Annotated in this window: 16 protein-coding genes; 11 read left to right on the plus strand and 5 right to left on the minus strand. The window is 67.5% G+C overall.

Going from position 1 to position 14,933, the window contains the following annotated elements; genetic code table 11:
• The first annotated feature begins 7 nt into the window (after positions 1 to 7).
• The 3 genes from recN to DSM104443_RS08145 all read left to right on the plus strand — a co-directional run bounded on the left by recN (position 8) and on the right by DSM104443_RS08145 (position 3,525).
• Positions 8 to 1,723, plus strand: a complete 1,716-nt coding sequence (gene recN / locus DSM104443_RS08135; RefSeq protein ID WP_171091135.1) for a DNA repair protein RecN — start codon at positions 8 to 10, stop codon at positions 1,721 to 1,723.
• Between the two features lie 22 nt (positions 1,724 to 1,745).
• Positions 1,746 to 2,978, plus strand: coding sequence for a patatin-like phospholipase family protein (locus DSM104443_RS08140; protein ID WP_171091137.1), 1,233 nt, complete (start codon positions 1,746 to 1,748; stop codon positions 2,976 to 2,978).
• 91 nt (positions 2,979 to 3,069) lie between these two features.
• Entirely contained in the window at positions 3,070 to 3,525 is a 456-nt protein-coding gene (locus tag DSM104443_RS08145) for a cupin domain-containing protein (protein WP_171091140.1), read from the plus strand.
• A 19-nt stretch (positions 3,526 to 3,544) separates the two neighbouring features.
• Here the strand turns inward: DSM104443_RS08145 and DSM104443_RS08150 are convergent, their stop codons facing one another.
• From DSM104443_RS08150 to yjgA, 3 genes are read right to left on the minus strand one after another with little or no spacing between them, the layout of a single operon-like run.
• On the minus strand, positions 3,545 to 4,228 hold the full coding sequence (locus DSM104443_RS08150; protein WP_246232632.1) for an alpha/beta hydrolase: 684 nt from the start codon (positions 4,226 to 4,228) through the stop codon (positions 3,545 to 3,547).
• Complete coding sequence (gene mog, locus DSM104443_RS08155; RefSeq protein WP_171091142.1) at positions 4,225 to 4,830, minus strand: molybdopterin adenylyltransferase; 606 nt, start codon at positions 4,828 to 4,830, stop codon at positions 4,225 to 4,227. Before mog ends, DSM104443_RS08150 begins: the two co-directional genes overlap by 4 nt.
• Positions 4,827 to 5,321 carry a ribosome biogenesis factor YjgA gene (gene yjgA, locus DSM104443_RS08160; RefSeq protein ID WP_171091144.1) on the minus strand — a complete coding sequence of 165 codons (495 nt, stop codon included), beginning with the start codon at positions 5,319 to 5,321 and terminating at the stop codon, positions 4,827 to 4,829. The genes mog and yjgA overlap by 4 nt, the downstream gene beginning before the upstream one ends.
• Positions 5,322 to 5,332: 11 nt before the next feature.
• Here yjgA and pmbA point away from each other — a divergent pair, with 11 nt between their 5' ends.
• On the plus strand, positions 5,333 to 6,691 hold the full coding sequence (pmbA, locus tag DSM104443_RS08165; RefSeq protein ID WP_171091145.1) for a metalloprotease PmbA: 1,359 nt from the start codon (positions 5,333 to 5,335) through the stop codon (positions 6,689 to 6,691).
• Positions 6,692 to 6,752: 61 nt separating this feature from the next.
• Positions 6,753 to 7,868: a TRAP transporter substrate-binding protein gene (locus DSM104443_RS08170; RefSeq protein ID WP_171091147.1), complete on the plus strand. Its 1,116-nt coding sequence runs from the start codon at positions 6,753 to 6,755 to the stop codon at positions 7,866 to 7,868.
• 249 nt (positions 7,869 to 8,117) lie between these two features.
• Here DSM104443_RS08170 and DSM104443_RS08175 read toward each other — a convergent pair whose 3' ends face one another.
• Together DSM104443_RS08175 and DSM104443_RS08180 are read right to left on the minus strand one after the other, a co-directional pair.
• Positions 8,118 to 9,758: a TRAP transporter large permease gene (locus tag DSM104443_RS08175; RefSeq protein ID WP_171091149.1), complete on the minus strand. Its 1,641-nt coding sequence runs from the start codon at positions 9,756 to 9,758 to the stop codon at positions 8,118 to 8,120.
• The gene (locus DSM104443_RS08180) at positions 9,755 to 10,255 is read right to left on the minus strand and encodes a TRAP transporter small permease subunit (protein ID WP_246232668.1); all 501 of its coding nucleotides are present in this window, start codon (positions 10,253 to 10,255) and stop codon (positions 9,755 to 9,757) included. Before DSM104443_RS08180 ends, DSM104443_RS08175 begins: the two co-directional genes overlap by 4 nt.
• A 101-nt stretch (positions 10,256 to 10,356) precedes the next feature.
• Here DSM104443_RS08180 and DSM104443_RS08185 point away from each other — a divergent pair, with 101 nt between their 5' ends.
• From DSM104443_RS08185 to nrdR, 6 genes are read left to right on the plus strand one after another with little or no spacing between them, the layout of a single operon-like run.
• Entirely contained in the window at positions 10,357 to 10,863 is a 507-nt protein-coding gene (locus tag DSM104443_RS08185) for a TlpA family protein disulfide reductase (protein WP_171091152.1), read from the plus strand.
• On the plus strand, positions 10,860 to 11,063 hold the full coding sequence (locus DSM104443_RS08190) for a DUF4266 domain-containing protein (protein WP_171091154.1): 204 nt from the start codon (positions 10,860 to 10,862) through the stop codon (positions 11,061 to 11,063). Before DSM104443_RS08185 ends, DSM104443_RS08190 begins: the two co-directional genes overlap by 4 nt.
• On the plus strand, positions 11,050 to 12,222 hold the full coding sequence (locus DSM104443_RS08195) for a porin (protein WP_171091156.1): 1,173 nt from the start codon (positions 11,050 to 11,052) through the stop codon (positions 12,220 to 12,222). The genes DSM104443_RS08190 and DSM104443_RS08195 overlap by 14 nt, the downstream gene beginning before the upstream one ends.
• Positions 12,223 to 12,229: 7 nt before the next feature.
• Entirely contained in the window at positions 12,230 to 13,144 is a 915-nt protein-coding gene (locus DSM104443_RS08200; RefSeq protein WP_171091159.1) for an FAD:protein FMN transferase, read from the plus strand.
• 29 nt (positions 13,145 to 13,173) lie between these two features.
• On the plus strand, positions 13,174 to 14,448 hold the full coding sequence (glyA, locus tag DSM104443_RS08205) for a serine hydroxymethyltransferase (protein WP_171091162.1): 1,275 nt from the start codon (positions 13,174 to 13,176) through the stop codon (positions 14,446 to 14,448).
• Between the two features lie 3 nt (positions 14,449 to 14,451).
• Positions 14,452 to 14,904 (plus strand): transcriptional regulator NrdR, encoded by a 453-nt coding sequence (nrdR, locus tag DSM104443_RS08210; protein WP_171091164.1) that lies wholly within the window; start codon positions 14,452 to 14,454, stop codon positions 14,902 to 14,904.
• Positions 14,905 to 14,933 lie beyond the last annotated feature (29 nt).

Raw genomic sequence — 14,933 nt, forward strand, 5'->3', positions numbered from 1 at the left:
TCCGTCCGTGCTTCGCGTCCTCTCCATCCGCGACTACGTCATCGTGGACCGGCTCGAGATCGAGCTGGGCCCCGGCTTCACCACGCTCACCGGCGAGACCGGCGCGGGCAAGTCGATCCTCATCGATGCGCTGGCGCTGGCGTTGGGCGGCCGCGCCGAAGCGGGCGTCGTCCGCACCGGCGCCGAACGCGCCGAGGTCTCCGCGGAGTTCGACCTTGCCGCCGCTCCGCCCGCGCGCGAGTGGCTCGCGGCCAACGATCTCGATGAGGGCGAAGGCACCTGCCTGCTGCGCAGGACGGTCGATCTCTCCGGCCGCTCGCGCGCCTTCGTGAACGGCCGTCCCGCCACCGTCGCGCAGCTTCGCGAGCTGGGCGAATACCTCCTCGACATCCACGGCCAGCACGAGCACCAGCTCCTGCTCAAGCGCGACCAGCAGCGCGCGTTGGTCGATGCGTTTGGCGGCAGCGAGGCCCTCGCGAAGGATGTGGCCAGGCGCTACGGCGACTGGAAGCGCCTCGCCGACCAACGCATCGCCCGGGAACGGGCGCAGGAGACCTCGGCCCGCGAGCGCGAGATGCTGGCCCACGAGATCGGCGAGCTCGAAGGCCTGTCGTTCGATCCCGTGGCCTTCGCCGAGGAAGAGGCTTCACACCGCCGCCTCGCGCACGGCCAGGAGCTCATCGATACGGTCGCGGCCTGCGTCGAAGCGGTGGACGAATCCGAGGGCGCGGCGACCACCACGCTCTCGCACGCCGTCACGCAGCTGGAAGAGGCCGCGCGCCTCGATCCCCAGTTGGAGGACGCGCTTCGCGACCTGCAGGCGGCGAGCGTCCACGCCACGGAGGCCGCGCACCAGCTGCGTCGCTACCTGCAGAAGCTCGAGGTCGATCCGGCGCGCCTCGCGCAGCTCGACCGTCGCCTGCGAGATGTACACGACATGGCGCGCAAGTACCGCGTCGAGCCCGCGCGCATCCCGGATGCGCTCGCGGATCGGCGCACGCGTTTGGCGGAGCTGGGCGGCAGCGAAAGCCTGGAGAAGCTGCGCGAGCAGGAAGCCGCCGCGGAGGCCACGTATCGCGAAGCCGCGACGTCGCTCTCGAAGGCGCGGAAAGAGGCGGCCCGCAAGCTCGGTGGCGACGTCACGAAATCCATGCAGCGCCTCTCGATGGACGGCGGCCGCCTCGCCGTGGCGATCGAGACGCTCGAGGAGCCGTCGGCCGGCGGGCTGGAGTCGATCGAGCTGCAGGTCTCCGGCCACGCGGGCCAGCCGTTGGCGCCGCTCTCGAAAGCGGCCTCCGGCGGCGAGCTCTCGCGCCTGTCGCTGGCGATCCAGGTGCTGCTCTCCGGACGCGCCTCCGTTCCCACGCTCGTCTTCGATGAAGTCGATTCCGGCATCGGCGGCGGTGTCGCGCAGATCGTCGGCGAGCTGCTGCAGGCACTCTCCTCGCATCACCAGGTGCTGTGCGTCACGCACCTGGCCCAGGTCGCCTCGCATGCGCGCTCGCAGCTGCGTGTGTCGAAGCGCCCGGGTCCCCGCGGCACGGTCGCGGCGGTCGAAGCGCTCGATGCGGAATCGCGCGTCGACGAGATCGCGCGCATGCTGGGCGGGCTCACCCTCACCGAGGCCACGCGGCGGCACGCGGCTGAAATGTTGCAAAACGCGCGCGCTACGGGTACACCAGCGGCGAAGGGCAAGGGCAAGGCGCTGTCGCGGCCCTCGTAGACAACGCCCACCCGGGAGATCCATGGAGGCGATTCCCAAGGCAGGACTGGTGCTCGCAGGCGGCGGAGCGCGCGCGGCCTATCAAGTCGGCGTGGTCCAGGCGCTGAGGGAGATGCTGCCCGACGCGAAGCAGAACCCGTTTCCGATCATCGCCGGCACGTCCGCGGGCGCCATCAACGCGACCGCGCTCGCCAGCCACGCGGACAATTTCGGCGAGGGCGTGGATCGCCTTCTCGAAGTGTGGCGGCATTTCGAGCCGCGCCACGTCTATCGCTCGGATCTGGTGGGCGTCATCGCCAACAGCGCGCGCTGGTTCATGGGCATGTTCTTCGGCAACGTCGTGAAGAACGAGCCCATCTCGCTGCTGGACAACCGGCCGCTCCAGGCCCTCCTCGAGCGACGCGTCCTCTTCGACCGCATCCAGCCCAATATCGACGCCGGCTTCCTCGATGCGCTCGCCATCACCTGCTCGGGCTACACATCGGGGCAGAGCTGCAGCTTCTTCCAGGGCAAGGCCGAGCTGGAGGGCTGGAAGCGCTCGCAGCGCGTCGGCATCCAGGCCAAGATCGGCGTCGAGCACCTGATGGCCTCGGCCGCCATCCCGTTCCTCTTCCCCGCGCACAAGCTCAATCGCGAGTACTTCGGCGACGGCTCCATGCGCCAGATCGCTCCCGTGAGCCCGGCGCTGCACCTCGGCGCCGACCGCGTGATCGTCGTCGGCACCGCACGGCTGCGCACGGATTCGCCCGAGCGCACGCGCGGCGAGATCTACCCCAGCGTCGCGCAGGTGGCCGGCCACGTGATGAACTCCATCTTCCTCGACAGCCTCGCCGTCGACATCGAGCGCCTGGAGCGCATCAACCGCACCATCAGCGTGACGCCCCAGGACGCGCTGCGAAAGATGGGTCTCACGCTGCATCACGTCGACGTGCTCGTGCTGACGCCCTCCGAGCCCCTCGACCAGATCGCGATCAAGCACGTGCGCCACCTGCCGTATCCGATCCGCATGCTGCTGCGCTCGATCGGCGCGATGCGCCGCGGCGGGGCCAACCTCGCGAGCTACCTGCTCTTCGAGCAAGGCTACTGCCGCGAGCTGATCCAGCTCGGCTACAACGACACGATGAAGCGGCGCGAGGAGGTCGAAGCCTTCCTCGTCGGTTCGATGTGTCCCATTCCCGGCGCGTTCAACCGCACCGTGAAGTTCCTCACGCCACTTACTGCAGAGCACGCAAGAACACCGAGCGGCACGCCATAGCGCGAAGGAACGGGCGCCGCTTGGAACCGCCGATCCCCGCCGATGGAAGCCCGCCGATATCCGCCGATAATTCTTCAGAGGGAGACGCGTCATGACTAGCAGCTCCAGGAATTCCACCCTGTCCACGATTCGCCCCCTTCTTTCATCGGCGGGTATCGGCGTGCTTCTATTGGCGGGGATCGGCGGTTTCACGGGTGCCCTGCAAATCGCGCACGCGCAGTCGCCAGCCCCTGCGATCAAGCGAACCATCCTGCAGAAGACGGACGTCGGCGGGAACCAGGAAACCATCCTCGGCATGGCGGAGATCGCCCCGGGCGGCAGCACGGGCAAGCACAGCCACCCCGGCATCGAGACCGGCTACGTGCTGGAAGGCACAGCGACCCTCGAGATCGAGGGCATGCCGCCCATCGCGATGAACGCGGGCACGAGCTACCTGATTCCGGCGGGCAAGGTGCACGACGCGAAGAACACCGGCAGCGTCCCGGTGAAGGTGCTCGCGACCTACGTGGTGGAGAAGGGCAAGCCGCTCGCGACGGCCGCTCCGTAGCCCCGCGCGGCGGTTCGAGCTACGCGCGGAGGATGCGGCTCGTGAAGCGGGCCGCGAGCCACTGCGCGATCGCCTCGACTTCCTCGCCGCAGACGGAGTGGGGCATCGGGTAGTCGTGCCACTCGACCGCGTACCCACGAGCTTCGAGTTTGCGGCGTGACGCATCGGCGAGGGCGAACGGGACGATCGCATCCTGCGTGCCATGCGCCATGAAGATCGGCGTGCGCTTGTTGGCGGCGCTGCCTTCGCGCTCGAGGGAGTCTTCGAGCGTGAGGTAGGTGGAAAGCGCGATGATGCCGCCCAGCGTCTGCGGATACCGAAGCCCGGATTGCAGCGCGATGGCGCCGCCCTGCGAGAAACCCGCGAGGATGATCTTGTCGGCGGCGATGCCGCGCTGGATCTCGCGCTCGATGAGATCGCCGATCGAAGCCTGCGACTCGCGGATGCCGGCCTCGTCGGGCTTGCGCGCGAGGTCCTGCATCGAGATGTCGTACCACGCGCGCATCACGTAGCCGTTGTTGATCGTGACGGGGCGGGTGGGCGCGTGCGGGAAGACGAAGCGCAGATCCAGCCCCTCGGGCAGCGGCAGCTCTTTCACGAGGGGCACGAAGTCCCAGCCGTCCGCGCCGAGGCCGTGCAGCCAGATCACGGAGCCCTTCGGTTCGGTACCGGTGACGACTTCGACCTGGGCGAGCGGCATCATGCGGAAGCTTTCGGGGGGCGTTGCGCGGACTTCGGGCGGAAGGCCTTCACGACCTCGGGCCGCGTCTCGAGGTAGGGGCCGCCGATCAAGTCGATGCAATACGGCACGGCGGCGAAGATGCCCGCGACGATCGGCTTGCCGTCGGCATCCTTCAGGCCCTCGAGCGTCTCGCGGATCGATTTCGGTTGTCCCGGGAGATTCAGGATCAGCGCCGTCTTGCGGATCACCGCGACCTGGCGCGAGAGGATCGCGGTGGGCACGAACTCGAGGCTGATCCTTCGCATCTGTTCGCCAAAGCCGGGCATCTCGCGATCGCCGACCGCGAGCGTGGCCTCGGGCGTCACGTCGCGGGCCGCGGGGCCGGTGCCGCCCGTGGTGATGACGAGGTGGCAATGCACGTCGTCCACGAGGCCCTTCAGCGTGGCTTCGATCACGTCGCGCTCGTCGGGGATGAGGCGGGGCTCGAACTCGAGGGGATTGAACAGCGCCGAGGTGAGCCACTGCTCGAGCGCGGGGATGCCCTCGTCCTTGTAGACGCCCTGGGAGGCCCGGTCGCTCGTGGACACCAGGCCCACGCGCACGCGGTCGTGCCCTGCGCTCACGCCTGGGCCTTGCGCACGGCGTCGTTGATGGCGTGGAAGAGCTCGCGGTAGTGCTTCGGCGCGCGTTCGGCGGCACGCTCGGCCTTCGCTTTTTCCACAAGGATCGCGATCGCCTTCGCGTCGGCGGAGGGGAACTCCGCCACGAAGGTGGCGATCAGACTGGGGTCGGCGAGGATCTCGGTGCGCCACTTCTCGGCGCGGTGGAAGAGCGCGGTGTCGCGGCTGGTAGGCGCGTTCAGCGCCGCAAGCTGTGCGGCGATGGGTGCGACGTCCATGTCGCGCATGATCTTGCCGATCCACTGCGACTGGCGGCGGATGGCCTCGTGCGTGGTGTGGCGCTTCGCTTCGAGGATCGCGTCGAGCAGCAGCTCCGGCAGGTTGAACCGCGCGAGCTGCTCGGGCGAGAGCTTCGTGAGGGCGACACCGAGCGACTGCACGTCGTGCATCTGCTTCTTGCGCTGGGTCTTGCTGATAAACTCGCCGTCTTCCATTGGTGCCGATTATGCCCGATTCACACGTCCCTTCGTCCGCCCTGCCGCTCTCGCGCGAGGCCATGGCGGCCATCGCGCGCCGCTCCCTGGAGCTCGCGCAGGAACGCGGCGCCACGCACGCGGAATCCGAGATTTCCGCGGCCGTTGGCCAGTCCGTGACGGTGCGCCAGGGTGAAGTGGAGACGGTCGAATACAACCGCGACAAGGGCCTGGGCATCACGGTCTACTTCGGCAACCGCCGCGGCAACGCGAGCACGTCCGATCTTTCCGAGGAAGCGGTCCAACGCACGGTCGAGGCCGCGTGCGCCATCGCGCGCCACACCGCCGCGGACGAAGCGGCGGGCCTTCCGGCTCCCGCGCGGCTCTTCAAGGGCGAGGCGCCCGACCTCTCGCTCGCGCATCCGTGGAAGCTCGATGTCGAACAGGCCATCGAGCTCGCGCGCATCACCGAGGCGGCCGCGCTGGCCGTCGACCCTCGTATCACGAACTCCGAGGGCGCCACGGTCTCGGCCAACGATGCCGACTTCATCTTCGCCAACACGCTCGGTTTCCTCGGCGGCTTCCCGACCTCGCGCTCGTCCATCGGCGTGGGCGTAGTGGCCGAGGAGGACGATGCGATGCAGAGGGACTATTGGTACACCTCGCATCGCGACCCGGCGCGCCTCGAGTCCGCCGAGGCCGTGGGCCGCCACGCCGGCGAGCGCGCCGTGCGCCGCATCGGCTCGCGCAAGCTCTCCACGATGGAAGCCCCGGTCATCTTCGAGGCCAACATCGCCGGCAGCCTCATCGGACACTTCGTTTCCGCGGCGAGCGGCTCTTCGCTCTACCGCCGTTCGTCGTTCCTGCTCGACCACCTGGGCAAGCCCGTCTTCGCGCCGGGTGTGACGATCCTCGAGGACCCGTTTCGGCCGGGAGAGATGGCGAGCTCGTACTTCGATGCCGAAGGGGTCGCCACGTCGGCGCGCCGCGTGGTCGATGCGGGCGTGCTCACCGGCTGGTTCCTCTCCACGTACTCGGCGCGCAAGCTCGGCATGGAGACCACCGGCAACGCCGGCGGCAGCCACAACCTCATCCTCCAGCCCGGCGAGCACGACCTCCCAGGCCTGCTGCGCCTGATGGGACGCGGCCTGCTCGTGACGGAGCTGCTGGGCCAGGGCGTGAACGCCGTGACCGGCGACTACTCGCGCGGCGCCGCGGGCTTCTGGGTGGAAGGCGGTGAGATCCAGTATCCCGTCGAAGAAGTCACCATCGCGGGCAACCTGCTCACGATGTACAAGAACATCGCGGCGTGCGGCAACGACACGCTGATCCGGGGCTCGCGCCAGACGGGTTCCGTCCTCCTCGATCGCATGACCATCGCCGGCAATTGAGGTAGGCTCCTCGCGAGAGGGAGCGGCCAGCTCCCCCACAACTCCACGGAGGAGATTCGCGATGTCCCGCAGAAAATTCCTGAATACGGCCGGCGCAGGAATGGCCGGCATCCTCGCCACGGGCTCCGCCCCGGCTTTCGCGCAAGGTGCGCCCGAGGTCAAGTGGCGCTGCGTGTCGAGCTTCCCCAAGAGCCTGGACACCATCTTCGGCGCCGCGGAAGTGATGTCCAAGCGCATCGCCGCCGCCACCAACGGCAAGTTCCAGGTGCAGGTGTTCGCCGCGGGTGAAATCGTCGGCGGCTTCCAGGTGCTCGACGCCGTGCAGGGTGGCACGGTCGAGTGCGGCCACACCGCGCCCTACTACTACGTGGGCAAGGATCCGACGTTCGCGCTCGGCACCGCCATTCCCTTCGGCATGAACTGCCGCCAGTTCAACGCCTGGTGGTACGTGGGCGGGGGCGACCAGGTGTTCAACGAATTCGTGAACACGTACGGCGTGCAGTCGTTCCTCTGCGGCAACACCGGAGCCCAGATGGGCGGCTGGTACCGCAAGGAGATCAAGACCGTCGCCGACCTGAAGGGCCTGAAGCTTCGCATCGGCGGCTTCGCCGGCCAGGTGCTCGCCAAGCTGGGCGTCGTGCCGCAGCAGATCCCCGGCGGCGAGATCTATCCCGCGCTGGAGAAGGGCACCATCGACGCGGCCGAATGGGTCGGCCCGTACGACGACGAGAAGCTGGGCCTGAACAAGATCGCCAAGTTCTACTATTACCCGGGCTGGTGGGAAGGCGGTCCCGCGCTGCACACCTTCGTGAACCAGAAGGCGTGGGCGGCGCTGCCGAAGGACTACCAGGCCATCTTCGAAGCGGCGTGCCACGAGGGCAACACGATGATGATGGCGCGCTACGACGCGGGCAATCCGCCGGCGCTGAAGAAGCTGGTGGCCGGCGGCACGCAGTTGCGCGGCTTCCCGCGCCCCGTGATGGACGCCTGCTACCTGGCGGCGCTGGAGCTCTATGCGGAGACCTCGGCCAAGAATCCGGCCTTCAAGAAGGTCTACGAGCACTACATGAAGTTCCTGGAGGACCAGGTCGCGTGGTTCCGCGTTTGCGAAGGGACCTACGACAACTTCATGGCCAATCGCCCCAAGCCGGGCGCGGCGCCCGCGAAGAAGGCCTGACGCGTTCGGTCTTGCAACGGAAAAAGCCCCGCTTCGCGGGGCTTTTGTTTTGAGTGACGCGAACGCCGATTTTTTTGAGGGGAGGAGGGGGAGGAAAGGCGGAGGAGGGAGAGGAAAGCAAGGAATGATGTAGCGACGTGTCTCGCGATCGAAAGCACCGCCTTCCCACTCGAATCGCTTTCCTCTCCCTCCTCCGCCTTTCCTCCCCTTCCTCCCCTGAAAAATCGGAGCAAAGAAGGTCCCCGCTACCTACTTCTTCTCTTCGCTCTTTCCACCGAACGCCTTTTGGAGCTCGGCATCCGAGTCCTCGAGGGACTTCCCCGAATCGGTCTCGGCGGGAATCTCGATCTTCACCTTGTCGAGATCCACGGCGATCGGCTTGTCGAGGAACATCGTGACCTGGTTGGGGAAGGCGATCACCAGGATCACGAGGATCAGCTGCAGCCCCACCCAGGGCAGCGCGCCCCAGTAGATGTCGCTGCTCTTCACTTCCTTCGGCGCCACGCCGCGCAGGTACATGAGCGCGAAGCCAAACGGCGGGTGCATGAAGGAGGTCTGCAGGTTCACGCACAGCATCACGCCGAACCAGATCAGCGCCGCGTCCTCGCCGACCACCGGCGTCAGCAGCACCTTCGCGATCGGCGCCAGCAGCGGCACGATGATGAAGACGATCTCGAAGAAGTCGAGGAAGAACGCGATGAAGAACACGAAGAGGTTCACGAACAGCAGGAAGCCCCACACGCCGCCCGGAAGGTTCGACAGCAGGTGCTCCAGCCACGGGCCGCCGTTCACGCCCTGGAACACGACCGAGAAGCAGGTCGAGCCCACGAGGATGAAGATCACCATCGCCGTGAGCCGCATGGTGGTCTGGTAGGCCTGGCGGATCAGCGCGATCAGGTCCGGGATCGTGGCCGCGCGCACCGTCATGAAGACGATCGCGATGTAGAGGACGGCGATGGCAACCTGGAAGGGCAGTGACTTGAACGCGTAGATGCCGATGATCGTGGCGACACCGCCCGCGGCGATGCCGGCCCAGAAGATGCGCTTCTGCTTGCCGAGCGCGGGATGGCGGAGTGTCGCGAGCACGATCGCGCCGACGGCGCCCATCGCGCCGCCTTCGGTGGGGGTGGCGAGGCCGAGGAACAACGTGCCCAGCACCAGGAAGATCAGCACGGCCGCGGGGATGATGCCCCACAGGCACTTCTTCCACAGCGCCCAGCCCTGCAGCGTGCGGTCTTCCTTCGGGATGGCCGGGACCCACTCGGGCTTCACGATGCTGATCACGAAGGTGAAGGCCATGAAGAGCGCGATCTGCAGCAGCGAAGGGCCCCAGGCGCCGAGGTACATGTCGCCCACCGACTTGCCGAGCTGGTCGGCGAGCACGATCAGCACGAGCGACGGGGGTACCAGCTGGGTGATCGTGCCCGACGCGGCGAGCACGCCCGTCGCATAACGCATGTTGTACTTGTACCGCATCATCACCGGCAGCGAGATGAGCGCCATCGCGATCACCTGCGCGGCGACGGTTCCCGTGATGGCTCCGAGGATGAAGCCCACGAGGATCACGGAGTAGCCGAGGCCGCCGCGCATCGGGCCGAAGAGCTGGCCCATGGAATCCAGCATGTCCTCCGCGATGCCGCACCTCTCCAGGACCGTTCCCATGAACGTGAAGAACGGGATGGCGAGCAGCAGCTCGTTGGACAGCACGTTGCCGAAGATGCGTTGCGGGATCGCCTGCAGGAAGCCGGCGGGGAAGTAGCCCATCTCGATGGCCGCGAAGCCGAAGACCAGGCCCAGCGCCGCGAGCGTGAACGCAACCGGATAGCCGATCAGCATGAAGAGGATCAGGCCGCCGAACATCAGCGGCGGCATCCACTCCAGGGGAATCATTGAACCGGCCTCTCGTAGTGCGTGACGTAGCGGACGTCGCCGTGGAGGGCGGCCGCTCTCTTGATGATCTCCGACACGCCTTGCAGCGCGACCAGGAAGAAGCCGACCGGGATGACGAGCTTCACCGGCCAGCGGATGAGGCCGCCGGGATTACCGGAGAATTCCTGCACGGCCCAGCTCTGCATGAAGAACGTCCAGGCGTGATAGCCGATCAGCAGCATGGTCGGGATGAGGAAGACCGCGGTGCCGATCATGTCGAGCCACATCTTGCCGCGCTCGGACAAGTGGAGATAAAGAATGTCGACGCGAACGTGCTCGTTCTGCTTCAGTGTGTACGATGCACCGAGCATCACCATTCCGGCGAACAGGTACCACTGGATTTCGAGCCAGGCGTTGGACGAGAGGTCGAACGCGTATCGCGACATCGCATTGCCCGCGCTGATGAGGCAGGCGAGCAGCACGAGGATGTTGGCGAGCCAGCCCAGGCGCTCGTTCAACCAGTCGATGCTTCTCGACAGGAGTAGCAAGTGTCGCAATCGGGTCCCCGGAATAATACGAACGACTGTCTTGTTGTCGCGGGATTATACGGGGATTGCCCATGACCAAACCTTTCATTAGCCTGCTGTCCACGCTCTTTTTCGCCTGTGCCGGCGCCGCTTTCGCGGTCGAGGTCGGCGCTCCGGCTCCGGCCGTGGCGTTCAAGCCGCTCTCCGATTCCACCGTTCCGCCCACGCTCGCGGCACTGAAGGGCAGCGTGGTCTACGTCGACTTCTGGGCCTCGTGGTGCACGCCCTGCCTGCGGTCCATGCCGGCGCTGCGCACGCTCTACGGCAAGCACAAGGACCAGGGCTTCGTGGTGATCGGGGTGAACAAGGACGTGAGCCTCGCGGAAGCCGAGCGCTTCCTGCGGCGCTTCCCGGTCTCGTTCCCGCTCGCCACCGATGCAGGCGATTCGGTCGCCAAGGCCTTCGATGTGAAGACGATGCCGAGCGGCTACCTCATCGACCGCACCGGCACGGTGCGCCAGGTCCTGCGCGGGTTCAACGCGGACACCGAGGCGGCGCTCGCGAAGCAGGTCCAGGATCTCCTGGCGGTGAAGCCGTGAGGGCAGTGCTCGCGGTCCTTGCGGTGGTGGCGCTGTCCGGCTGTGCGAGCGTCGCGCCCTGGGAGCGCGGCTATCTCGCCCGTCCCGACATGGGGCTCGATCCCGCGGCTCCGGCGCGCGCGCTCGACAAGACGTACGCCTCGAAGGAAGCGGCCGCCGGCGGCGGCGCGGTCGGCGGAGGTGGCTGTGGCTGCAACTGAGGCCAGCGAGAAGGAAGCCCAGCGCGAAACGAACGGGGCAACGCTCGCCATCCTGATGCGAGCGGCCCTGGCGCTTCCCGTGCTGGCACTTCCGGTCCGGGCGCAGGCGGCGGAGGTGGGCGAGATCGGCTTCGCGCTCCTCGGCTACAAGGAACGCGGCCTCATGAAGATCTCCGAGCCGCTGATGTGGGGCAAGGCGCAGATCGGCGACAACTGGACGGTGAGCGCGAGCGCCCTCGTGGACATCGTCACCGGGGCGTCGCCGGAGCTCGTGAGCAATCAGTCGGGCTCGCCGATGCGGACGGTCACCGGTGCGTCCATCAGCGATCGCCGAACGGCGGGCGACCTGAAGGTGACGCGGCGCTTCGGGCCGCTCACGCTCGGAGCCTCTCGGGCCGTGTCGAACGAGGAGGACTACCGCTCGCGAGCCTTCGGCCTCGACGCCACCTACGAGCTGGAGGGCAAGCTCACCACGTTCGCCGCCGGCTACGGCAAGTCGAACGACCGCGTGGGCTCCGCCGACAACCCGGATCTCGACGAGCGCCGCGACACGAAGGAGTACCTGCTCGGCATCACCCAGGTGATCTCGTCCACGGCGCTGGTGCAATCGTCGCTGCAGTGGAGCCGCGGCAAGGGTTACTACAACGATCCCTACAAACGCACGCTCACGTTCTATCCGGACGCGGAGCTTCCCACCCTGTACGACGACACGCGGCCTTCCGAGCGCGACACGCTCGCGTGGCTCACGCGCTTCCGCCACCACGATCCCGGCCGCGGCACCTTGCAGGCCGACTATCGCTACTACCACGACGATTGGGGCATCTCCGCGCACACGCTCGAGGTGGCCTACCAGTGGGACTTCTCGGAGGCGTGGTCGGTGCGGCCGGCGCTGCGCTACTACACGCAGTCCGCGGCGGACTTCTACGGCCAGGTCGTGCCGCGCCCGCCGCCCGAGACGCTCTCGAGCGACCAGCGCCTCGCCGCGTTCGGCGGCCTCTCGCCGTCGGTGCGGCTCACGTGGCGCCTGGACACCATCACGGTCGAGGGCACGGCGGGCTACTACTACAACGCCGCGAACCTGCGCCCGGGCGGCGGCACCGAAGGCTTCGTGCCGCTCCGCGCGTACTATGGCCTCGTCACGATCGTAAAGTCGTTCTGATCCCGAGATGACGCTGTACCCGTTCACGTTCCAGGCGATGGCCGCCACGAACGAGGTCCAGGTGCACGCGGCCACGCCGGAGGCCGCGCGCTTCGCCGCGGCGCTCGCCATCGAGGAAGTGCGCCGCATCGAGGCGAAGTACTCCCGCTATCGCCCCGAGAGCGTGGTCTCGCGCATCAATGCCGCCGCGGGCGGCGATCCGGTGGCCATCGACGCGGAGACGGCCCAGCTCCTCGCCTATGCCGACTCCTGCTACCAGATGAGCGGCGGACTCTTCGATGCCACGTCCGGCGTGCTCCGGCGCGCCTGGGATTTCAAGAAGGCTCGCGTTCCGACCGAGCGCGAGCTCGGGCCGCTGCGGGTGCGCATCGGCTGGTCGCGTGTCGAGAGATCCGAGAACACCGTGCGACTGCCCGAGGCCGGCATGGAGCTCGACTTCGGCGGCTTCGGCAAGGAGTACGCCGTGGATCGCGCGGTGGCCGTCCTGCTCGAGCACGGCATCGAGGGCGCGATGGTGAACATGGCCGGCGATCTTGCGATTACGGGGCCGCAACCGGGCCGCGCGCCGTGGCGCGTGGGCGTGCAGCATCCGCGCCGCGCGGGGACGGTGGTGGCGACGGTGGATGTTTCATCCGGGGCGCTCGCCACGAGCGGCGACTACGAGCGGTATGTCGAGGTGGAGGGCGTGCGGCACTGCCACGTGCTCGATCCGCGCACCGGCCATTCGGCTCGCGGCTTCCAGTCGGTGACCGCGATCGCTCCGACCTGCCTCGTGGCCGGCACGGCGACGACGATCGCGATGCTGAAAGGGGCGGACAGCGGCCAGGAATGGCTGGCCGGGCTGGGATTGCCGCACCTGTGCGTGCTCGAAGACGGCGCGGTCGTGGACCGGACGGGAGGCCGGCCAGGGGGCGCGTGCTAAAATTTCCGTTTGATTTCAAGCCCGCGCTCATGTTTCCCGACACGCACACCGTTGCCGCCATCGATCCCGAAGTCTGGAGCGCCATGCAGTCCGAGGGCCGGCGCCAGGAAACGGGCATCGAGCTGATCGCCTCCGAGAACTACGCCAGCCCCGCGGTGCTCGCCGCACAAGGCAGCGTGCTCACCAACAAGTACGCGGAAGGCTATCCGGGCAAGCGCTACTACGGCGGCTGCGAATTCGTCGACGTCGTGGAAGCCCTCGCCATCGAGCGCGTGAAGAGGCTCTTCGGCGCCGAATACGCCAACGTGCAACCGCACTCCGGCTCGCAGGCGAATCAAGCGGTCTACTTCGCGATGCTCAAGCCCGGCGACACGATCCTCGGCATGTCGCTCGCCGCGGGCGGCCACCTCACGCATGGTGCCTCCGTCAACCTCTCCGGCAAGATCTTCAACGCGATCACCTACGGGCTGAACGAGAAGGAAGAGCTCGACTACGACCAGGTGCGCTCGCTCGCCAAGGAGCACAAGCCGAAGATGATCGTGGCGGGCGCCTCGGCCTACGCGCTGAAGACCGACTGGAAGAAATTCCGCGAGATCGCGGACGAAGTCGGCGCGCTGCTGATGGTCGACATGGCGCACTACGCGGGCCTCGTGGCCGCGGGCGTGTATCCCTCGCCGGTGGGCATCGCCGATTTCGTCACCAGCACCACGCACAAGACACTGCGCGGGCCGCGCGGCGGCGTGATCCTTGCCTCGGCGCAGCACGAGAAGGCGCTCAACTCGACGATCTTCCCCGGCATCCAGGGCGGGCCGCTCATGCACGTGATCGCGGCGAAGGCGGTCGCGTTCCACGAAGCGCTGCAGCCGTCGTTCAAGGCGTACCAGGAACAGGTCGCCGTGAACGCGAAGCTGATGGCCGAGACGCTCACGCAGCGCGGGCTTCGCATCGTGTCCGGGCGCACCGAGAGCCACGTGTTCCTCGTGGACCTGCGCGCGAAGAAGGTGACGGGCAAGGATGCGGAGGCGCTGCTCGGCCGCGCGCACATCACCGTCAACAAGAACGCGATCCCCAACGATCCGGAAAAGCCCTTCGTCACCAGCGGCGTGCGCATCGGCTCGCCGGCGATGACCACGCGCGGCTTCAAGGACGCGGAGGCGAAGCTGGTGGCCAACCTCGTGGCCGACGCGCTCGAGGCCGCGGGCAACGACGCGGCGATCGCGAAGGTGGGCGAGGCCGTGAACACGTTGTGCGCGAAGTTTCCGGTCTACGGCCCGGCGATGCGCGCCACGTTCGGGATGAAATAAGCCATGAAGTGCCCCTTCTGCGGCGCCGAGGACACGCAAGTGATCGACTCGCGCGTGAGCGAGGAGGGCGATTCCATCCGCCGCCGGCGCCGCTGCCAGGTGTGCAACAAGCGCTTCACGACGTACGAGGTGGCGGAGCTGCGCATGCCGCAGATCGTGAAGACCGACGGCGTGCGCGAGGACTTCTCGTCGCCGAAGCTGCGCACCGGGTTCCAGCGCGCGCTGCACAAGCGCCCCGTGACCACGGAGCTCGTGGACGCGGCCATCACGCGCATCGAGCAGAAGCTGCTCGCGATCGGCGAACGCGAAATCGATTCCCGCCGCCTGGGCGAGATGGTGATGGAGGAGCTGCGCAAGCTCGACAAGGTTGCGTACATCCGCTTCGCGTCGGTCTACAAGAGCTTCTCGGACGTCGAGGATTTCCGCGACGCGATTCGGGAAGTGCGGGACAAATGACGGCTCGTGCCGTCGCTCATTTGGCCCGC

The organism is Usitatibacter rugosus (genome assembly GCF_013003965.1).
Lineage (GTDB): Bacteria > Pseudomonadota > Gammaproteobacteria > Burkholderiales > Usitatibacteraceae > Usitatibacter > Usitatibacter rugosus.